Below are 17,388 nucleotides of genomic sequence, written 5' to 3' on the forward strand. Positions count from 1 at the left end.
AAACCGGTGAAGACTGCAGGAAAAGTGCCTGAGAAAAAAGGGGTTGCGAAAGACGTTAAAGCGCCTAAAGTAATAAAGAATACTGTTGCAGCGAAACCGCTGGCAACAAAACAGGCAACAAAACAGGTAGCAAGTAAAGCAGTATTGAAAGCGGCAACAAAAGCCAAAGACGTGGATGTTGAAACGTCCAGGTCTGCGACAAAAACGGCTGGTAAGGATGTGAGCGGCAAGAATGCGAAACCCCCGGCAAAAAAAGAGAATTTGCCTGCAGAGGCGGCCAGTTCTCAGGCAAGTGGAAAAGCCAAGAGTGCAGCACTAGCCAGGCCTCAGCCAGAACCAGTATCCGTATCATCGAAAGCTTCTGTGACAATTAACAAAACCGATTCAAAGACAGTGACTAAGCCAACCAAGAATTCAGCAAAAGCTGCACCAGAGGTGCAGGAAATCAAGACCGGTTCTGCGCCTACCGTAAGCCAGACTACCGATGCTGCGGTGCTTGCCGCCATTGACACTTCTGGCTATGTATTGCCGGGAGTGAAGGTGCCTGGTCGTCGTGGTCGCAAGCCTAAGGAATATCAGCCTGAGAATGAAGAAATAGCTGCATTGAACGCGGTAGAACGCGCCGAGATGAAAGCGATAGACAAGGCCAAGGCAAAAGATCGCAAAGCCAAGGAAAAAGCCTTGTTGAAAGATGCGTTCTCATCTGATCCGGAAGCCACAGAAGAAGAACTCGAGCGTCGTCGTCAGAAACTGAAAACCCTGATCAAACTGGGTAAGGATCGCGGCTACCTGACGTTTGCTGAAATTAACGATCACTTGCCGGAAAACGTGGTTGATCCGGAAGCGATCGAAGGCATCATCGGTACCTTCAATGACATGGGTGTGGCTGTGTATGAACAGGCCCCCGATGCAGAAACCCTGCTGTTGTCGGATAACGTCGTCACCGTTACGACTGATGATGATGAAGTGGAAGCTGCTGCTGAAGCGGCGTTGTCTACTGTGGATTCCGATTTTGGCCGCACCACTGATCCTGTCCGCATGTATATGCGTGAAATGGGTTCGGTCGAGTTGCTGACGCGTGAAGGCGAGATCGTCATCGCGAAGAAAATCGAAGAAGGCCTGAAAGACATGATACAGGCGATTTCTGCCTGTCCCACCACGATTGCTGAAATCCTGGCGGCGGCTGACCGTATTGCTGCTGATGAAATCAAGATTGACGAAATCGTCGATGGCCTGGTTGATCCGAATGCGAGTGAAGAGTCTGCGGCTGTTGCCGCTGCTGTAGTCGTCGTCGAAGAAGAGTCAGAAGAAGACGAAGAAGAAGACGAAGAAGAAGACGAGGAAGATGATGATGGCGGTGCCGCTGGCGCTGCTGCCATCTCTGCCGAACAGCTGGAACAATTGAAACGTGATTCCTTGGCAAAATTCGAAATCATTGCGACGAATTTTGAAAAGATGCGCAGGTCCTTCGAAAAAGAAGGCTATAACTCCAAGTCTTACATCAAGGCACAAGAAGCGATTTCCGGCGAATTGCTGGGCATACGCTTTACTGCCAAGGTGGTTGAAAAACTGTGCGATACCTTGCGTGGCCAGGTAGACGAAGTACGCCATGTGGAAAAACAGATACTGGAAGTAGTCGTCAACCGTTGTGGCATGCCACGTTCGCATTTCATCAAGGTCTTCCCTGGCAATGAAACCAATCTGAGCTGGGTCGAAGGCGAAGTGAATTCAGGTCATTCGTATAGTGCCGTGTTGGGTCGTAATATTCCTTCGGTCCAGCAATTGCAGCAAAAACTGATCGACTTGCAGGCCCGTGTTGTATTACCTTTACCCGATCTGCGCAACATCAATAAAAAGATGTCTGCCGGTGAAATGAAGGCACGCAAGGCCAAGCGTGAAATGACCGAGGCCAACTTGCGCCTGGTAATTTCCATCGCCAAAAAATACACGAATCGTGGCTTGCAATTCCTGGATCTGATTCAGGAAGGCAATATCGGCTTGATGAAGGCCGTGGACAAGTTTGAATATCGCCGTGGGTATAAGTTTTCGACCTATGCCACCTGGTGGATACGTCAGGCGATTACCCGTTCCATCGCTGATCAGGCACGTACTATCCGTATCCCTGTGCACATGATAGAGACGATCAATAAAATGAATCGTATCTCGCGTCAGATTTTGCAGGAAACCGGCGTAGAGCCTGATCCGGCTACCCTGGCGATCAAGATGGAAATGCCGGAAGACAAGATTCGCAAGATCATGAAGATTGCGAAAGAGCCGATTTCCATGGAAACACCTATCGGTGACGATGATGATTCGCACCTGGGTGATTTCATTGAAGATAATCACACACTGGCACCGGCCGATGCGGCCCTGCATGCATCCATGCGTAATGTCGTCAAGGATGTGCTGGATTCGCTGACGCCGCGTGAAGCAAAAGTACTGCGCATGCGCTTTGGTGTGGAGATGTCTACCGACCATACCCTGGAAGAAGTAGGTAAGCAATTTGATGTGACCAGGGAGCGTATTCGCCAGATAGAAGCCAAGGCTTTGCGTAAATTACGCCATCCTTCGCGTTCTGATAAACTGAAGAGCTTCCTAGAAGGTAATTAATGTTGTACAATGGGCGTCGGTTTTTTCGGTGCCCATTCAATTGATATTGTGCAGAGTTGCGTAGTTTGTCGGCACAGTATTTTTGCAGGTGGCAGCATCGGGCTTTTCCTGCAAACCTGAAGTATTTTTCCAATCCTGGATTATCCTCAGATTAAAGCAGGCAGAGCTTGCAGAAAGAATTGGGCCTCTAGCTCATGTTGGTTAGAGCAGCGGACTCATAATCCGTTGGTACCGTGTTCGACTCACGGGAGGCCCACCAAAATTCCCCAAATATTACTTGTTAAATCAACGTGTTACGGTGATTAATTACAACTCATTATAAATGACAGTGGGTTTCAATAAGTAATAAAAATTTATACTAGCTGTCCCGCAATTGTCCCAAAGCCTGCTCACTTGAGTGGGCTTTTTGTTTTGGCTAGTTACTTGTGTTTAGTGGTCAAAAAGCGACAGAAATCCACTATTTTGAGCCTTTTGTAAATTCGTGATTTTTTTCTCAGAGCCCTTTTTTTTGTGAGATTTTCTCGCATTTAAGTAGGGAAAAAAATAAGCGATTCTTTCCAAATGCACGAATTTTTAGATTGCAGCTGAAAATGATCGCTCAAATACTTAAAGTGTTTGTGTATGGATAAAAATTGCGATTTTTTTTCTAGCGAATTTGAATAAATCAGGCTTTTGCGTTGCCAAGGTACAGAAGGTACGCTGACTTCACTGAAAACAATTTAGTGAAGAAAATGAGCACTGCACACCAAAGTCAAATATCTCAGATACGCACTGCGCTCGGGGCAAGTGAATTGCCTCCTACATCTTTACCAAGACTATTGTTCACGGAAGATATCTCCAAGCTGATGGGACTGTCTGTGTCGACAATTCGTCACTACACAGGTAACGCGGCTCAATTTGGCCATCTCTTGCCCAAATGGTTCAAGCTCCCTGGCGCACGCCGCCTGGCATGGATTGAATCTGATGTTGCTGATTGGATCAAGGCAGGTCAGGCAGTCACACCTGTACTTAAACGAGGGCGAGGTCGACCTAAGAAGGCTGATCAGGTAAAACGAGCAGCCTTGTGAAGGGACAAAAGTGAATTCACAAAACCATCTGAAACCAGTGGCGAGCCACATTGCTGGTAAACGTAAAAATGCAGTTGACCTTGTGCGCCAGATGCATTTGAAAGTAATTGAAGCGTCTCACAAGGAGGACAAAAGACAATTTGTTCAGGAACCGTCAGGACAGTTTTTTCTGGCAGAGCTTGAAATCATTAGTTTTAAAAGTGACCTTGCAACCCTGGAAGTGCCTATTTTCAGTTTGACGACAAAAAAAGATATGAAGCTTTGGAAGTGGTCGAGCAGTGACGGTCAAAAAACAGTAGAAGTGGCACCGGGATTTTATGGGCGAGCAACGATCCACGACAAGGATGTTCTTATCTATTGCATCAGTCATCTTGTCCACAGAAAAAATATCGGTGGGCAAATAAATAGAACAGTTCGTTTTACTGCGCACAATTTTTTTATGACGATGCGGAGCGGCACGCGCAAAGACAATTATGTGAGATTGAAAAAAACTCTTGACAGATTGAAAGGTACGCAAATAAAGACGTCAGAGTCTTTGAATGAAAAACTGAAATTGGGGAAGGGGTTTGGACTTATTGAAGAGTGGCAAATTTTGGAAAAGTCGGCGCCTGATTTAAGAAAAATGCTGGTTTCAGTCACTTTATCGGACTGGCTATTTCACCAGGTTGTAAACACTAAAGTGTTAACCATCCATCCAGATTATTTTTTGCTAAGAAAGCCACTTGAGCGCCGACTCTATGAAATCGCCAGGAAACACGTTGGAAACCAAGGGGCTTGGAAAATGAAAATTGACGGGCTTAGAAGTAAGTGTGGAAGCAGTCAGAGCAGAATAAATGAATTTCGCGCAGGTCTTGAGTGCATTCGTGCTGCAGACAATATTCCTGACTATCGCTTTTTGATTAAAGACGGGTACGTGCATTTTTACTCGAAGGATACAAATAAGTTGCTGAAAAGTACGAAAAAGATTGTGGATAACTAACGCGGTTTCATACTTGAAGACTCGCGGTTTCATACGTGATTGAGACGCGGTTTTACACGTAAAAACACGCGGTTTCACACGTGTAAGAACACGCGGTATCACACGCACTCATAGGCCGGAAAGCCTTATGCCTGCTGAAGTTGGCGTTTTGTAACACGCGCGCGCCTTAACTTTTTTAACATGCTTTTAACAACCAAATTCAAAAGTGCGGCGCTGGGGCGCGCCAGTGCCAGTTCGCAGGGGCATCCTGCCCCTCTCTCACGCCGCCTACGGCTTCGTGCCGAACTCGACCCCTGGGGGAAACTCTTTGTTTCCCCCAGACGCCCTTGTGGGCGTCCGGCTCCCCCTTCAGCGGCGCCCTTGGCGCGGTTTGCAGGAGGGAAAATTTTAGTTATTTCACTGTTCCACCTATTCCACCTATTCTGGAGTCAGAAATTATGAAAAAGCTTCTTTTTGTTTTAATGTTCTGTTTTACTTTTCTTTCACAAATGAATGCAAGTTCTCAGGCCACACAAATCTCAAAAAATGGGGGCTTGCAGGGTGTACAGGCATGCATCCCATACTCTACGCCAATAGCCTCATCTGCTGTGGCATGTGGGGCTGGGTACACTGGCATGAAGTATTTTACGACTACCCAAACATGCCCAGATGGAAAAGTTTCATCTTCACGTGAGTACGATACTTCAAACTGTTTTCCTATCAAAACACCGACCGGTCCGCGATGCGATTTGAACCCTGATGCGTGTGCCGGTACACCAAACGCACTGCCATGCGGTGCAGGGAAGCACTGGACCCTTGAAGGCACTGGAATTGCTCACTGTGTGAGGGATGATTTCACTTGCTCAGCTGGTTATAAACTCGTTCACAGCTCCATTGATGGTGAACCAAACTGCATAGTAATTACTTGCCCAAGCAATCAGGTCGTTCAGCCTGATGGCTCATGTGGGTGCCCAAGCAGTTTACCAAGCTGGGATGGTGCTATCTGCTCTAGTCCAGCGCCTGCATGCTCGAACTATACTGTTACCCAAAATAACAGTTGTCCTTCTGGACAGACAGGTATTTCTCAACAGGAAAATACGTTTGATTGCACAGGACGGATGTTAAGCAGTGTTGGTACGGTATACACTTGTAGTGTGCCAGCTTGTGTAACAACTATAACAAATGAAACAGCTCCCTGTAGTGATGGCAGCGCTGGGACGATGAACCGCTCGCGGTATCTTGATTGCCCGGGGTATGTTGTCTCTTATTCTGACTGGGGGTTTTCTGGCTGTGCTGGTAACAGTGGCGGGGCGTGTTCACCGATCTCATATACGGACACAGCATCTTGTGACGCGGGATTTGTCGGTAACAAGACACGTGTTGTCTCTACCAGTTGCCCGGGCGGCAACGCGATGTATGGCGAGTGGAATACTTCAACTTGCACTTTTGCGCCAAGTAATTCTGGTTCCAGTTGCACACCATCCACGTCAACAGAGAGGGATTTTTGTCCGGCAGGTTATTCTGGATTTCGGTATCGTTCAGTGACCAATAATTGCCCTTCTGGTGTCACATATGGCGATTGGAACTTGACCGCATGTATTTTTCTGCCAGAGAATAAAAGTCCTGTCACAACTTGCACAAATGGAGCCACCGACTTTCCCACATGTACCGCGCTGACCCAAGTATGTTTCAGATTTTATTATGATGGTGTTTTTTACTGGCTGTATGGTTGGGGTCTGGGTAGTGATTTTAGTACTGTAGGGAACTCGCCCTATAATCAGGCCACTGGCTTGTCAGGATGGAATACCTGTACTCCAACGGCCTGGGATTTAGCTAACGCTAAGTAACAGCTAAAACAAGCATCTGTACTTGCAAAAAAGAGCTCTCAGTTGAAGCTCTTTTTTGTCGCACACGGTCCAAAAAATTAAGTAATTTGAGCCGCAAAGCTCACATCACTGACACCAATGAGTTTCAATGCTGCCGTGTAATCGGTTGACGTTACCGCCGCAGAGATCGCTACAGCCTTCGCATCAGCCGTACTGTCGTACGATGCAAAGCCGAGACCTTGATCCACGGCGAAATACTTGCCGATATACAACTTGTTGTCCAAGACCTTGGCCGTGTTCGGGTCCGCATAGCCAGCCACAATCATTGAATTGATCAAAGACGATTTTGTTTGAACACCAGAGTCCAGATCGTGTACCCAATACTGTACGCCAGCATCGTCCGGTGGAACTGTCGATGTCGTGCGGTTTAACACATTTTTGTATACATTGAGTACCAGTTCCTTGTTTGTAGCGTTTGGTGAATATCCGGTAATTGCGCTTTGCGCTTGGGCATTAACAAAGAACGAGTCTGCAATGTTGTTCATCGGCATACCATCGTGAACCCGATTGACCCAATAATCCAAGCCCGCTGCATCCGGGACGCGGTTGAAGAACGCCATGTACAGTTGAACCAATTTATTCAACTGATCAGTAGGAATCGTTTTCGCGTCTGCACCAATTTTCAGATTCACAGTGTAGTCGTCAAACTGAATGGTATCGATGTTGGACACTGTTAATGGAATGATGGTGCTTGCTTTGACCAGAGTGTCATTGCCAACGTGTGACAGCGAAAAACTGTTACGTGCACCGTCGAGAAAAACTTTCTCTGAAACGCCAACATCGCCTGTGATCTTGGTAGTTTGTACTCCCGGAATAAAGGTGTGTTTATCCAGTGACGTAATCGTGTTCCGAATCTGATAGCCGATATCGCGGAAGACTGCCAAGTCTAGATCGCTATAGTAGGGCGTCTCAGCACCAGTGACTAAATGGTTCCCAATCAGGAGTTCTGTTGCGTCAATTTTCGACGGGATACCACCTGTCGAGTCTAATGTGAAATGGGAAATTGATTCGCCAGACACACCCAATTGGAAGAGAGGCACTTTACTTCCATAGACAGCCATTGCCGTTTTTCCGATGAAAAATGGTGTTCCGTTGACTATGCTTACTTTGCCGTCATACGTAGTCATAGAGTCTGTCGAGTAGATTTCGCCAGTGTTCGGACTCCTTGCAGATGCTATTCCCAACGCGTGTTCGAATTCATGCAACATAAGCTTAAACGCACGGCTATGGGTATCTACAGTAGTCGAGCCAGAACTGAAGTTTGCGTTGATTTCGTCGGCAATTTGCGGTGATATATCGATGAGTAAATCGGACGTGTTGGTCGGCAATCCAGCAACAGTCGAGTCATTCATTGAAATACCTTTGATCAATTTTGATTCCACTTCGCTGATCAGCTTCGTGCTGCCAGGTAATGTGCCGAAGTATGATCCTGCCCTGCCTATCGTCGAGCCCATCGACATGATTCCAAACGTGACTTTTAAGTTTGTGTCTTTCGTTAAAAGTTGGTTGTTCACAACGAGAGCAACTGCTGCAAGATAAGCATTTATATTATTGGTTGTTGTTGCGTCCAGTGATTGGCTTCCGTCATCTATCTTGTCGATTTTTAATGTGATGGTCATTTTCATTCCCGCTGCTATGTAAATTTCAATATGCCTCGTTTTGGCTCGCGGCAATATGTTCTTAATAAAATGTTGTTGCAATTATAATGTTTATTTTATGAAATAGGTTCCTGTCTTTGATTTTTAAAATCTGATTCTTAGATTCGGTTGCCGGGTTGTACTTATTACTTGGTACGGTCTTCAACTGTTGAATCGTGAATCTGTTTCTTGAGTTCATGGCTGGCCGGTAAGGCATTGATACTGGGGCGCAAGGAGGACCGGAAAGGGGCAAACCGCAAGCCGCAGCTAAGTGAGCCGTAGGCGAGTCTGAACGGGTGAGGATTTGAGCGTAGCGACCCTTGCAGGCCTGACGCGCCCTGGTATCAGTTTTGCCTGTACGGACAGACTTGAACTCAAGCGCGCATTCAATGGCGGAATCGTAATAAGCAATTGGCGCGATAGCGCCTTTTGAGTGGCCTTGGTCACTCCTGAATAGTTTCTGTCAAGCGAAGCGCTGGAGCGTAGCGGAAGGCAGCAGGACGCATTGCGTCGTGCGTTCTGTAGGTTGAATGCAGTAGGCAATGATGAGTGTGTGCTGGAGACGGGTTATTCCCCTTTGGGGAATGTTCCGGCGGAAGCGCATACTGATCTTTGCCTATTGCCTAGATTTAAAAATTTCAACAACTTACATACTGATTAACTGACGAATGAGCAGTGCTATGGCAACTCCAAAGGCTAGCCATTGTAATGGTGTGAACGTGGGTGTGGCTCGATGCTTTCGGGGGCATTTGACGAAAGAGAAATTAAAGTACGCTAAGCCTTTGGAATCGGCAGTAATGAGGAACGCAGGCGGCTGCGCTCGCGCCGCCTGCGACAAACGCCCGAGCTTGGAGCGTCTGAATGTGGAAATGGGTTGGCCGATGAGCGACAAGCCCAAGCTGCTGTATCTGGACAATGCTACCGAGTTCAAGAGCGAGGCGCTACGCCGCGGCTGCGAACAGCACGGAATTCAGCTGAGCTATCGACCACCGGGCTTGCCGCATTTTGGTGGCATCGTGGAGCCGATCATCGGCACCGCGATGCAGATGATCCACGAATTGCCAGGCACGACGTTTTCCAACCCGAACCAACGCTGCAAGGACGATTCGGATGGCATGGCGGCGCTGACACTGCGTGAACTGGAGCGCTAGCTCACCCTGGCAATCGGCGCCTATCACTGTTGGGATTCAGGCAGATTGAGCTGATCAAGAATGCCGATGAGTTCAAGGGGGCGATCAGCGACGAGTATCGATATGAACTGGGGCGAGACACTTAACGCACCGCAATCCTGTCTCAACCCACCTCACAATGCTGGCCAGGACAACGGAATGACTTGAAGTTGAACCGCGGCATTCACAATGGAAATGTCAGCAGACGGCCAGAAGCCGCCGTTGTGATTTTAACCTTATACTCTTACACTGTGCTACCACTACCATCTACGAAAATGACAATTGGACCATATTCCAGCGGCTTGCAGTTTCTTCATAGCATGCGAGAACTTACCTTCTTGGAACAAGCGTTAACTGAAGGGCTGTTATTGACTGACCATGAAGTCGAGTTTCGTCCGATTACAGACGACAAGGAATTCAATGCTTTACTAAATCAAGAAATTTATCCCAAAATAGAGCGAAAATTAGGCAATCTAGACCGGTTTAGGGGAAACGTATCCGACAATGAAAAGCAAGTACTTTCCTATGGAGTCACTAATATTTCCGGAAAAATTCCCATGCTCTGCTTCACAGAAATAGCGGAGGGAAGAATATTATCGAATCAGCATGTTGGTTTTGGGGCCTACGGGATAATTGTAAAACGTGCCTGGCTTGAAGAAAATAAAGCGGAGAGAGTTTTATATGTCGGGGAAAATTCCCCTATCTCAAGAGCCCTTTATCGTATATTAATGGACGCAAAAATTCCTACTCTTCATATCGATAAAATAAAAGGAATTTTGTGGGGGCAAACGCGTGAAGAGATGAAAAATGTCTGGAATTTACTGTCGTACGTCCAAGTGCGACGCCATCTGGAGGAACTTGAGTGGCGAATAGTAGGAGAGCATGGTTTTCTTGGCGGGGAGCGAGATACCGGAAAACGTCTGCCTATTCGCCTTGACGATATAGATTATGTTTTTGTGCAAAATGATAGCGAGGTTCCAACGACGAGGGAATTCATTGATATTCTCGCAGTTCAGCAAAAAACTGCTCGTATCCCGACAGTGCTTGCGCAACCCGAAAAAATTCCTTCGGTTGTATAGGGGCGTAAGCTGCCGGTCAAATAACTACACCTGGTCTTAGTCTCCCAAGGTCGTGCGGTTCAATTATGCTAGCTTCTTGTTTATTCATGCTGGTGTTTCTTTGTTGTTGCTGTGTAACGGACAATTGAGAATAGGAGCATCACGGAAAAATAGATGCTGCAATTGCGCCACTCACGGCAGCAAAGCCAGTCAAGGCAAAGAAATAGATGCAGATTTTGAGCCAAGAGGTCTTCGTTGTGCTTTTAGATGGAGTGGGAAAAATACCCGATACTATGTGCTGCCTATAATCTTCAAAGTACAATTTTGTTGCCAGTTGTTCCATACTTAAGTCTGAATTTGCAAGCGACGCCGAACGCCTAACAATATATTCGAACCGTGCAATTAATTCCTCGTCTTCCGGCATCTCATCAAGGTGGTAAGCCCTCTGACCAGCACTCGTGTCGCAAAAATCGTAGAGTTTCAGGTATTCGAGAAGATTGGCTCTGCGATACATTGTCACAACTAAAACTGCAAAATAAGGATTGTGAGCATCGGCGTTAGGGCTAGTGTCCATGCAATATTCTAGTGCCAGCAAATGACCTACCTCATGCAAATATATTGCAACGCACTTCCTCGGGCTATCGCCCAAACTAGAGTCTAATAGAATTTCTTTAGTGCTGTAACAGAAAAGGCCATTTATTTGTTTACCTGTGACACGACTCACTAAGTTGTCCTTCACTTTGAAAGCATATAGCTTCTCAAGTCCGACGCGCTCTTTTAGTACTTCATTAATGTATTGATTCATGTCTAGGAGCATCAAGGAAAAATAGCCGCTGCTATTGCGCCAGTTGCAGCGGCAAGGCCAGTTAAAGCAGAGAAAACGATACCTATTTTTAACCACGGCAAATCTTTAGTGAGGTCAGGTGGAATGGGGAAAATTCCCGTCTTTTTGTGTTGTTCATAATCCTCGTAGTACAATTTTGCAGCCAGTAGCTCCATACTGAGTTCTAATTTTGCAAGTCTTGCTGAACGACGCAGAATATATGTAAACCGAGCGATTAATTCTTCGTCTTCTGCCATTTGATCAAGGTGATTCGCCCTCTGGCCGACACTTGTGTCACAGAAATCATATATCTCCAAGTATTCAAGTAGATTGGCTCGTCGGTACATTACCGCGACCAAAACTCCAAAGTAAGGGTTGTGCGCGTCGGCGTTGGGACTGGTACTCATACATGATTCATAAGCCAATAAATGGCCAACTTCATGCAGATAGGTAGCTACTGCGCGTCGTGGAGTTGCACCCAAACGAGTATTTAAAAAAATTTCTCCGGTCGTGCGGCGGAAGGCACCATGGATTATCCCATCTGTGAACTCATTCTTTAAGTTGTCCACCGCCTTGAACGCGTACAGAGCTTCAAGTCCTACGCACTTCCTTAGCTCTTCATTTATATATTGATGCATTTCTAATTTCGCTTAAATTGAGGGTAATCTTTAAAATGAGGTGTGGCGTGACCTTTTGCTGCTTCACCTCGATAGAGCACTACAACTTCGCCGGGTTTAAGTCTACCAAGTTCGTGTGGATCAATAATATTGACCGTTTGTTTAGTGCGAGTCACTCCTGTTGCATTGGTTGAAAATTTCCATTTCTGTGTCGTGCCGATCAGTTTTGAAAATAATTCCCTGCTGGACACGTCATTTAGTCTAAAAGTCATTTGAAAATCTGACGAAGAAAAAAAGGTACTTTCCGCTCCTGGGCCGTAGCGCAAATTCATTTGCTCGATAGTTTGAAAATACATCCACGTTGGCATGAGGCGGCTTCGGATAGTATTTAATTTCTCGGGCAAGTTTGGTATGGGAGGCATATTTCCTATTTCATCAAGGAAAAGTGCCACAGGCAATCTGTCGCCAGCAGTTGAGATCAACGTGGTGATGACGGAAGTCGACATGAATGAAAGCAACGGACCCAACGCATTAATTTTTGATTCTTCAAATTGAAGAAAGAGGGCAGTAGGTTGGCCTTTCATGCCAACCTCTTTCACTGAAAAATCCGAGTAACCCAATGCGTCTTGGACTCCTCGCAATGCTAAATAATCCAGACTTCGCATCGCACCGGTTAAACCCTGCAGAATTAGCGGGTCTGGTTTGACCCCAGTAAGCCCTGCAATCATTCTTCTCGCCAAGCGTGACGCTATTTCGCTCTCTGATTTGCTTAGCGTATCGAGAATTGAGATCGGGTCTGAATTGGATGCTAAAAAATTGAAGGCAGAAGGAAGACTGCCTCCAGGTTGGCACGAGACGTGGAATACGGCGGCTTTAAGCCAGTCTCTCTGCGCTTCAATGAATGGGGCTTCTTTTGCATCGCGAATGGGCAAGAGAGCACTGCACAATTCGGCCAGCTCTGTTTCATCATCTATATCGCTCAGAGGATTCCAATGATCTGCTTGCGTGTCAATCTTTGCAGGATTGACGCGCAATACCCTGTACCCGACATTTTGCAGCGTCAATGCAAGTGTTTTGTGGAGCTCAGGTTTTGAATCTATGGCTACGAATGATGTCCTTGTTTTTGTCAACTTCAATATTTGATTGAATAAGAAGGCGGTTTTACCTGTCCCAGGAGGGCCGATCACCAATCCTCGATCTTCAACGGACGCAAAAAAACTATTTCCATCGAATTTTCCACCAAAAATTTTTGGATTTTTTTGAGCAGATAGCTGCATGAGTGCATCTGCAGATTCACTGCCATCAATGGATCGCGGCCGCCAACTCCACTTGTAATTTTTCAGCACAGTCCAAATCAGAAAGGCAAAGAGCGTTGAGAAAATTAGACTAGCGACAAAATATAACAGCAACGGCAAAGGCCAATTCAAAAAGGGTTGAGTTCGCGCAAACTTTGCGACGTCCATCGGTGTTACGACGTACTTGACGGCTATGAGCTTCAGCGAACATGCCGTGCACAACATTAGCGCAAAGCAAAAGCAAATTGCGCACGTTGTGATGCTTTTAATTTTATCGAGCAGCATGCGAGATATCTCTTTTTGCAGTTGATTTTGACCTGGATTTTGCTTCGCGTCTCTACGGTCAGAATGACGTAGTGACGCGAAGCGATCTCCGCCCATAAAAATTTTAGTGACGAATTGAAAAACATCATATAGACTTTGGCGCATAAATGCAAAAATATTCAATTAAATCAATGACTTATATTAATTGGCATTAATGGTTATTGGTAATAAATGGATGGAAATATGGGCTTATTCGACAGTGAAAAAACAGAGCAAATTAAAGAGCTGCAAACACAGATTGCTAAGTACCAGCGCGAGCGAAAATTTTTTGCTCAAGAATTGGCAGTAGTGAGAAATGAAGTCGCGTCTCTGACACTACAACTTCAAGCAAAAAATTCTGAGCTGGTGCGATCAGTATTGAAATTAAAGAAATTGAGGGAGAGGCAAAAAAGTAGTGTCGAGAGAGCCAACAGATATAAAACCCAACTGGATAAGATGAAGTCAGAGGATGTAAATTTGTCGTGAGGTTTGCATGAGTAGCGATAATTTTATTCACGTGTACATAATTGGCGACAAATTTACATCGGTATACATGCGTTTACATATTTAACGATAAATTTACATGAATTGTTTTTGAGTTTTTTTTGCAACGAAGTCGTTTTTTTATCTTTTTTTTCATCCCCAAAAAAAGGTCTCGGCAGAGAGTTCATAGAGCGCAAGCAAATTTGAACAGTGCATTGGCAACCAACGCCGCTTACAGAAATGTGGGTTAACTTTATTGTTTATTGGAGAGAAATTGAAATTGGAAAATGAGTATCAGAAGGGAAAACTCTACCAGTGGAGCGGAACGGAGTTCATTGAAATAGAGCCATCAAATGAAGTGAAATTGCCAGTCAGTGAAGAGGCAATGGACGCAGTGAAAAAAGTCAGGAAAGCAGCTCAGGCTTTGATCAAGATGCGACCAGAACTGAGTTTGACGGCTAGTGCAATGTTGTTGGCGGCCGCTGAAATACCTGAAATTGCAAATAGAGTCCAGTTGTACGGACAACATATTTACACCAACTCAGGTAAATCAGAGCAGTAATAGGCAGACCTTCTGCACATTAATTATTTGACGATTGGCCGCTACAGTGGCAGCGTCAAATTTATTGATGGATTGAATTTTAAATCGACTAAGGTTGATTGCTTTATCAGTTGTACCTCCTCAAACGCAACTAAGGTTGCATTTGAGTTTTATAAAACACTGACCAAAATGAAAATTAATACTGAGCGAGAATTGATCCAGCTTTGCAATAGAAACAAAGATGGATCGTTTTCAACTCAGGCTGCACGGCGAAACATCCTATCAATGGTAGGTAGGCAATTGCTTGAGCTGGGTATTTATAACCTGCCTGCGGCTGGACTGAAACAAAAGCATGTATCCAAATTGTTGGGGCTTTGGAAATCGAACGAATGCAGTGACGCGACCCTTAAGAATAGAATGGCGCACCTGCGATGGTGGGCAGAGAAAATCGGTAAGCAAAATTTAATTCCTAGAACAAACAGCGAATTGGGGATCGGGCGCAGAACATTTGTGACAAATAAAACCAAGGCTGTACAGGTCACAGATTTATCATTAGCTAGAATCAAAGATGAAAGGGTGAGGCTATCGCTCGAATTACAGCGTGCATTTGGGCTGCGGAGGGAGGAATCAATCAAATTCCAGCATGCCTACGCCGTTGCAGATGGCGGTGACAACATAAAACTCAAAGCGAGCTGGTGCAAAGGGGGACGCGAAAGGACAGTGCCGATTAGAAACGAACTGCAACGTGAAGTTTTGAGGAAGATCGCTGCATTCGCCGGAACTAGCTCGCTGATACCGAAGGGACAAAAATACAAAGAGCAATTGAGCCGTTACGAGAATTGCACTAAGCGAGAGGGACTTCACAAACTGCATGGTCTACGCCATCAGTATGCGCAGACACGTTATCTGGAACTAACAGGTTGGGAAAGCCCCGTGCGGGGTGGTCCGTCGTCCAGGCAATTGACTCAGGACATGAAACAAAGTGATTTAAGTGCTCGGCTCATAATATCAGCTGAGTTGGGGCACGCACGTGAGGCAATAACTGCCGTTTATTTGGGACGCTAGAACTACATTTAAGGAGGCTGTAATGAACAAAGAAGCAATTCTAAAAGACTACGAGATGTCCGAAAAACTAAAAACTGTGCAAGGGGCATTGTTGGAAAGCGAAAAACTACTTACCCAGCTTCAATACAACGAATCGGTTGATGAAGCGGACTTTATCCTCGTTCTGAATCTAATTGGGACAGCGAAACGATACAACACGCAGTTTAGAGAGCTTGCTGGATTGGCCGATATTATTGACTAGCCAAGTGAAGTGAGACCGGGCTTCTTCCAAAACGATTATGGTACTTCGTTGGATTTGAGGGTTGTGGCCTGAGCGAATGCAAATGCCTGAGGATTTAATTATGCTAAAAAATTTTAATATGTACCAGATTTTCTGGTACAGACGAGAGGCTTTAGAAAGGGTTAGATCGACGGGAGTCAAGCTCATGACTGCTCTGTCAGCAATTGCAATGAGAGAAGGGTTTGAGAATTGGTCAATGTTGATGCAGCACTCGGTCGCTCGGCCCGAAACATGTTTGGAAATTGTCAAAGGAATCTTGGGAACTGCACGCCTTTCCGATGAACTGAAACTATTTATTGCAAATCTGAAAGATTCTGAAGTTCCGGGCCTTTTTGAAAAAGAAGGCTCGATTTGGATAAAATTGGATGACGTGACGTCGGGCAATGTCAATGTGGGCAGCATAATCGCCATGGGACCCCAGCATTCTATCGAGGCAAGACGACAAGCGTATGATTTGGATGCTGTGTTATTGATCGATTTCTCTGGTATTTCCAAGCTATTTGCAACTGGACGAACTGAAAAATGGGGCAATCTTTATTATAAAAAATTTTACACCGATAGCTATCTTCGAGCTACAGCCTTATCTGCCATTGAAGTTTGCCTTGACCGCGACTATGAATTAAATTGCGCGCTTCTTGATGATCTGCTTGTTGATCAAAGAGAACAAGCTGTGGATAGAGTACATCCGAACTTGAAGTGATAGCCTAAAGTGTAAGAATGCAAATATTTTCACGAATGGCGAAAGCGCAATTTGGCTTGCCATATAGGATGTGGGTCTATGGACGATTAGCTGTAGCAGCTTGAACTTGACCTGACACATTTCCACCGATTTAAGCCTGCTATCGCTCCAAATCGGACTAAGGGTCAAACTCTTCGTCGAAGCTTTGCGTTAGGAATTTACCCCACTGGTCAAAACCATTCACCTCAATATTTGCGACGCCAATATTAGTAAGTCTATTTACAATTTGAATTAGCGCGGCGCTGGGTATAACAGATCCTTCACCAAAGTCATATCGCAACACTGTCGTCTTAGTTTCGATGGGCGAAACCAGGTGAGTGCGACAAATATCGATTTTGTCCACGCCCTCACATGTACCTATAATCCATTCATCCTCATTTTCGTAGTCGTAGGTAGCATCGTGAAGTTGGATTACGTTGCCTAGTTCTTCAAGGGGCAGTCCACTAGTGAAACTTATACCTGTATGAAATTTCATCTTATGTAGACTGCATTGGTAATTTAATGTGTCGTGCTATTGGCTGTCTGCTCGTGGCAGAACTCGGAACGACTGGAAATCAAGAAGTCACAGCAAGGCGCGATCGATGTGTCAGGACGTGAGTCAGGCGGAAGAGCTCCTTCCTCAATGCCTCCCAATGCCAAGCGGTGGAGTCAATTTCGACTGCATTCGCAATTTCTTCTTGCAGTTGAATGTCCACGTTTATGCCACGTTGACTCAGAAGTTCTTGGGCGCCCTTCAAAATACTCAGGCGACCGGTAATCCATGCGTTTTGCGGCGCAGATAACCGAATAACATTTTATGCAGATAAAAGCATGATCGCAGGCGTGCCAGCGCGCGATTTTAACAAAAAGAATTTGAA

General features: G+C 45.6%; 13 protein-coding genes, 1 tRNA gene and 1 pseudogene. 10 read left to right on the top strand and 5 right to left on the bottom strand.

Features of this window, described 5'->3' with window-relative positions:
• Positions 1–6: 6 nt before the first annotated feature.
• From rpoD to ACO0LM_RS12305, 3 genes are all read left to right on the top strand, one after another.
• The gene (gene rpoD / locus ACO0LM_RS12295; RefSeq protein WP_423037575.1) at positions 7–2,610 is read left to right on the top strand and encodes an RNA polymerase sigma factor RpoD; all 2,604 of its coding nucleotides are present in this window, start codon (positions 7–9) and stop codon (positions 2,608–2,610) included.
• A gap of 181 nt (positions 2,611–2,791) precedes the next feature.
• Positions 2,792–2,869 (top strand) — tRNA-Ile (locus tag ACO0LM_RS12300).
• 818 nt (positions 2,870–3,687) lie between these two features.
• Positions 3,688–4,656: a replication initiator protein A gene (locus ACO0LM_RS12305; RefSeq protein ID WP_423037446.1), complete on the top strand. Its 969-nt coding sequence runs from the start codon at positions 3,688–3,690 to the stop codon at positions 4,654–4,656.
• Between the two features lie 1,903 nt (positions 4,657–6,559).
• On the opposite strand, the gene ACO0LM_RS12310 is transcribed toward ACO0LM_RS12305, so the two are convergent.
• Positions 6,560–8,146 carry a DUF4214 domain-containing protein gene (locus ACO0LM_RS12310; protein ID WP_423037448.1) on the bottom strand — a complete coding sequence of 529 codons (1,587 nt, stop codon included), beginning with the start codon at positions 8,144–8,146 and terminating at the stop codon, positions 6,560–6,562.
• An 833-nt stretch (positions 8,147–8,979) separates the two neighbouring features.
• Between ACO0LM_RS12310 and ACO0LM_RS12315 the strand changes: the two are divergent.
• Positions 8,980–9,306, top strand: a pseudogene (locus tag ACO0LM_RS12315) (transposase); the annotation flags it as partial.
• Between the two features lie 341 nt (positions 9,307–9,647).
• A complete protein-coding gene (locus tag ACO0LM_RS12320) occupies positions 9,648–10,406 on the top strand; it encodes an abortive infection system antitoxin AbiGi family protein (protein WP_423037450.1) in 759 nt (252 codons plus the stop codon).
• A gap of 139 nt (positions 10,407–10,545) precedes the next feature.
• On the opposite strand, the gene ACO0LM_RS12325 is transcribed toward ACO0LM_RS12320, so the two are convergent.
• Genes ACO0LM_RS12325 through ACO0LM_RS12335 form a run of 3 tightly spaced genes read right to left on the bottom strand, consistent with a single transcriptional unit; the run spans position 10,546 to position 13,567 of the window.
• Entirely contained in the window at positions 10,546–11,190 is a 645-nt protein-coding gene (locus tag ACO0LM_RS12325) for a hypothetical protein (RefSeq protein WP_423037452.1), read from the bottom strand.
• An 11-nt stretch (positions 11,191–11,201) separates the two neighbouring features.
• Complete coding sequence (locus tag ACO0LM_RS12330) at positions 11,202–11,846, bottom strand: hypothetical protein (protein ID WP_423037454.1); 645 nt, start codon at positions 11,844–11,846, stop codon at positions 11,202–11,204.
• Between the two features lie 2 nt (positions 11,847–11,848).
• Positions 11,849–13,567, bottom strand: coding sequence for a type IV secretory system conjugative DNA transfer family protein (locus ACO0LM_RS12335; RefSeq protein WP_423037456.1), 1,719 nt, complete (start codon positions 13,565–13,567; stop codon positions 11,849–11,851).
• A gap of 60 nt (positions 13,568–13,627) precedes the next feature.
• Between ACO0LM_RS12335 and ACO0LM_RS12340 the strand changes: the two genes are divergently transcribed.
• The 5 genes from ACO0LM_RS12340 (at position 13,628) to ACO0LM_RS12360 (ending at position 16,492) form a co-directional block, all read left to right on the top strand.
• Complete coding sequence (locus ACO0LM_RS12340; protein ID WP_423037458.1) at positions 13,628–13,909, top strand: hypothetical protein; 282 nt, start codon at positions 13,628–13,630, stop codon at positions 13,907–13,909.
• 271 nt (positions 13,910–14,180) lie between these two features.
• Positions 14,181–14,468 carry a hypothetical protein gene (locus ACO0LM_RS12345; RefSeq protein WP_423037460.1) on the top strand — a complete coding sequence of 96 codons (288 nt, stop codon included), beginning with the start codon at positions 14,181–14,183 and terminating at the stop codon, positions 14,466–14,468.
• 168 nt (positions 14,469–14,636) lie between these two features.
• A complete protein-coding gene (locus tag ACO0LM_RS12350; RefSeq protein WP_423037577.1) occupies positions 14,637–15,512 on the top strand; it encodes a phage integrase N-terminal domain-containing protein in 876 nt (291 codons plus the stop codon).
• 22 nt (positions 15,513–15,534) lie between these two features.
• Complete coding sequence (locus ACO0LM_RS12355; RefSeq protein WP_423037462.1) at positions 15,535–15,753, top strand: hypothetical protein; 219 nt, start codon at positions 15,535–15,537, stop codon at positions 15,751–15,753.
• Positions 15,754–15,937: 184 nt separating this feature from the next.
• Entirely contained in the window at positions 15,938–16,492 is a 555-nt protein-coding gene (locus ACO0LM_RS12360) for a hypothetical protein (protein WP_423037464.1), read from the top strand.
• A 157-nt stretch (positions 16,493–16,649) separates the two neighbouring features.
• On the opposite strand, the gene ACO0LM_RS12365 is transcribed toward ACO0LM_RS12360, so the two are convergent.
• Positions 16,650–17,006 (bottom strand): hypothetical protein, encoded by a 357-nt coding sequence (locus ACO0LM_RS12365; protein WP_423037466.1) that lies wholly within the window; start codon positions 17,004–17,006, stop codon positions 16,650–16,652.
• Between the last annotated feature and the right edge of the window lie 382 nt (positions 17,007–17,388).

The sequence above is a fragment of the Undibacterium sp. Di26W genome (assembly GCF_049340265.1).
Lineage (GTDB): Bacteria > Pseudomonadota > Gammaproteobacteria > Burkholderiales > Burkholderiaceae_D > Undibacterium.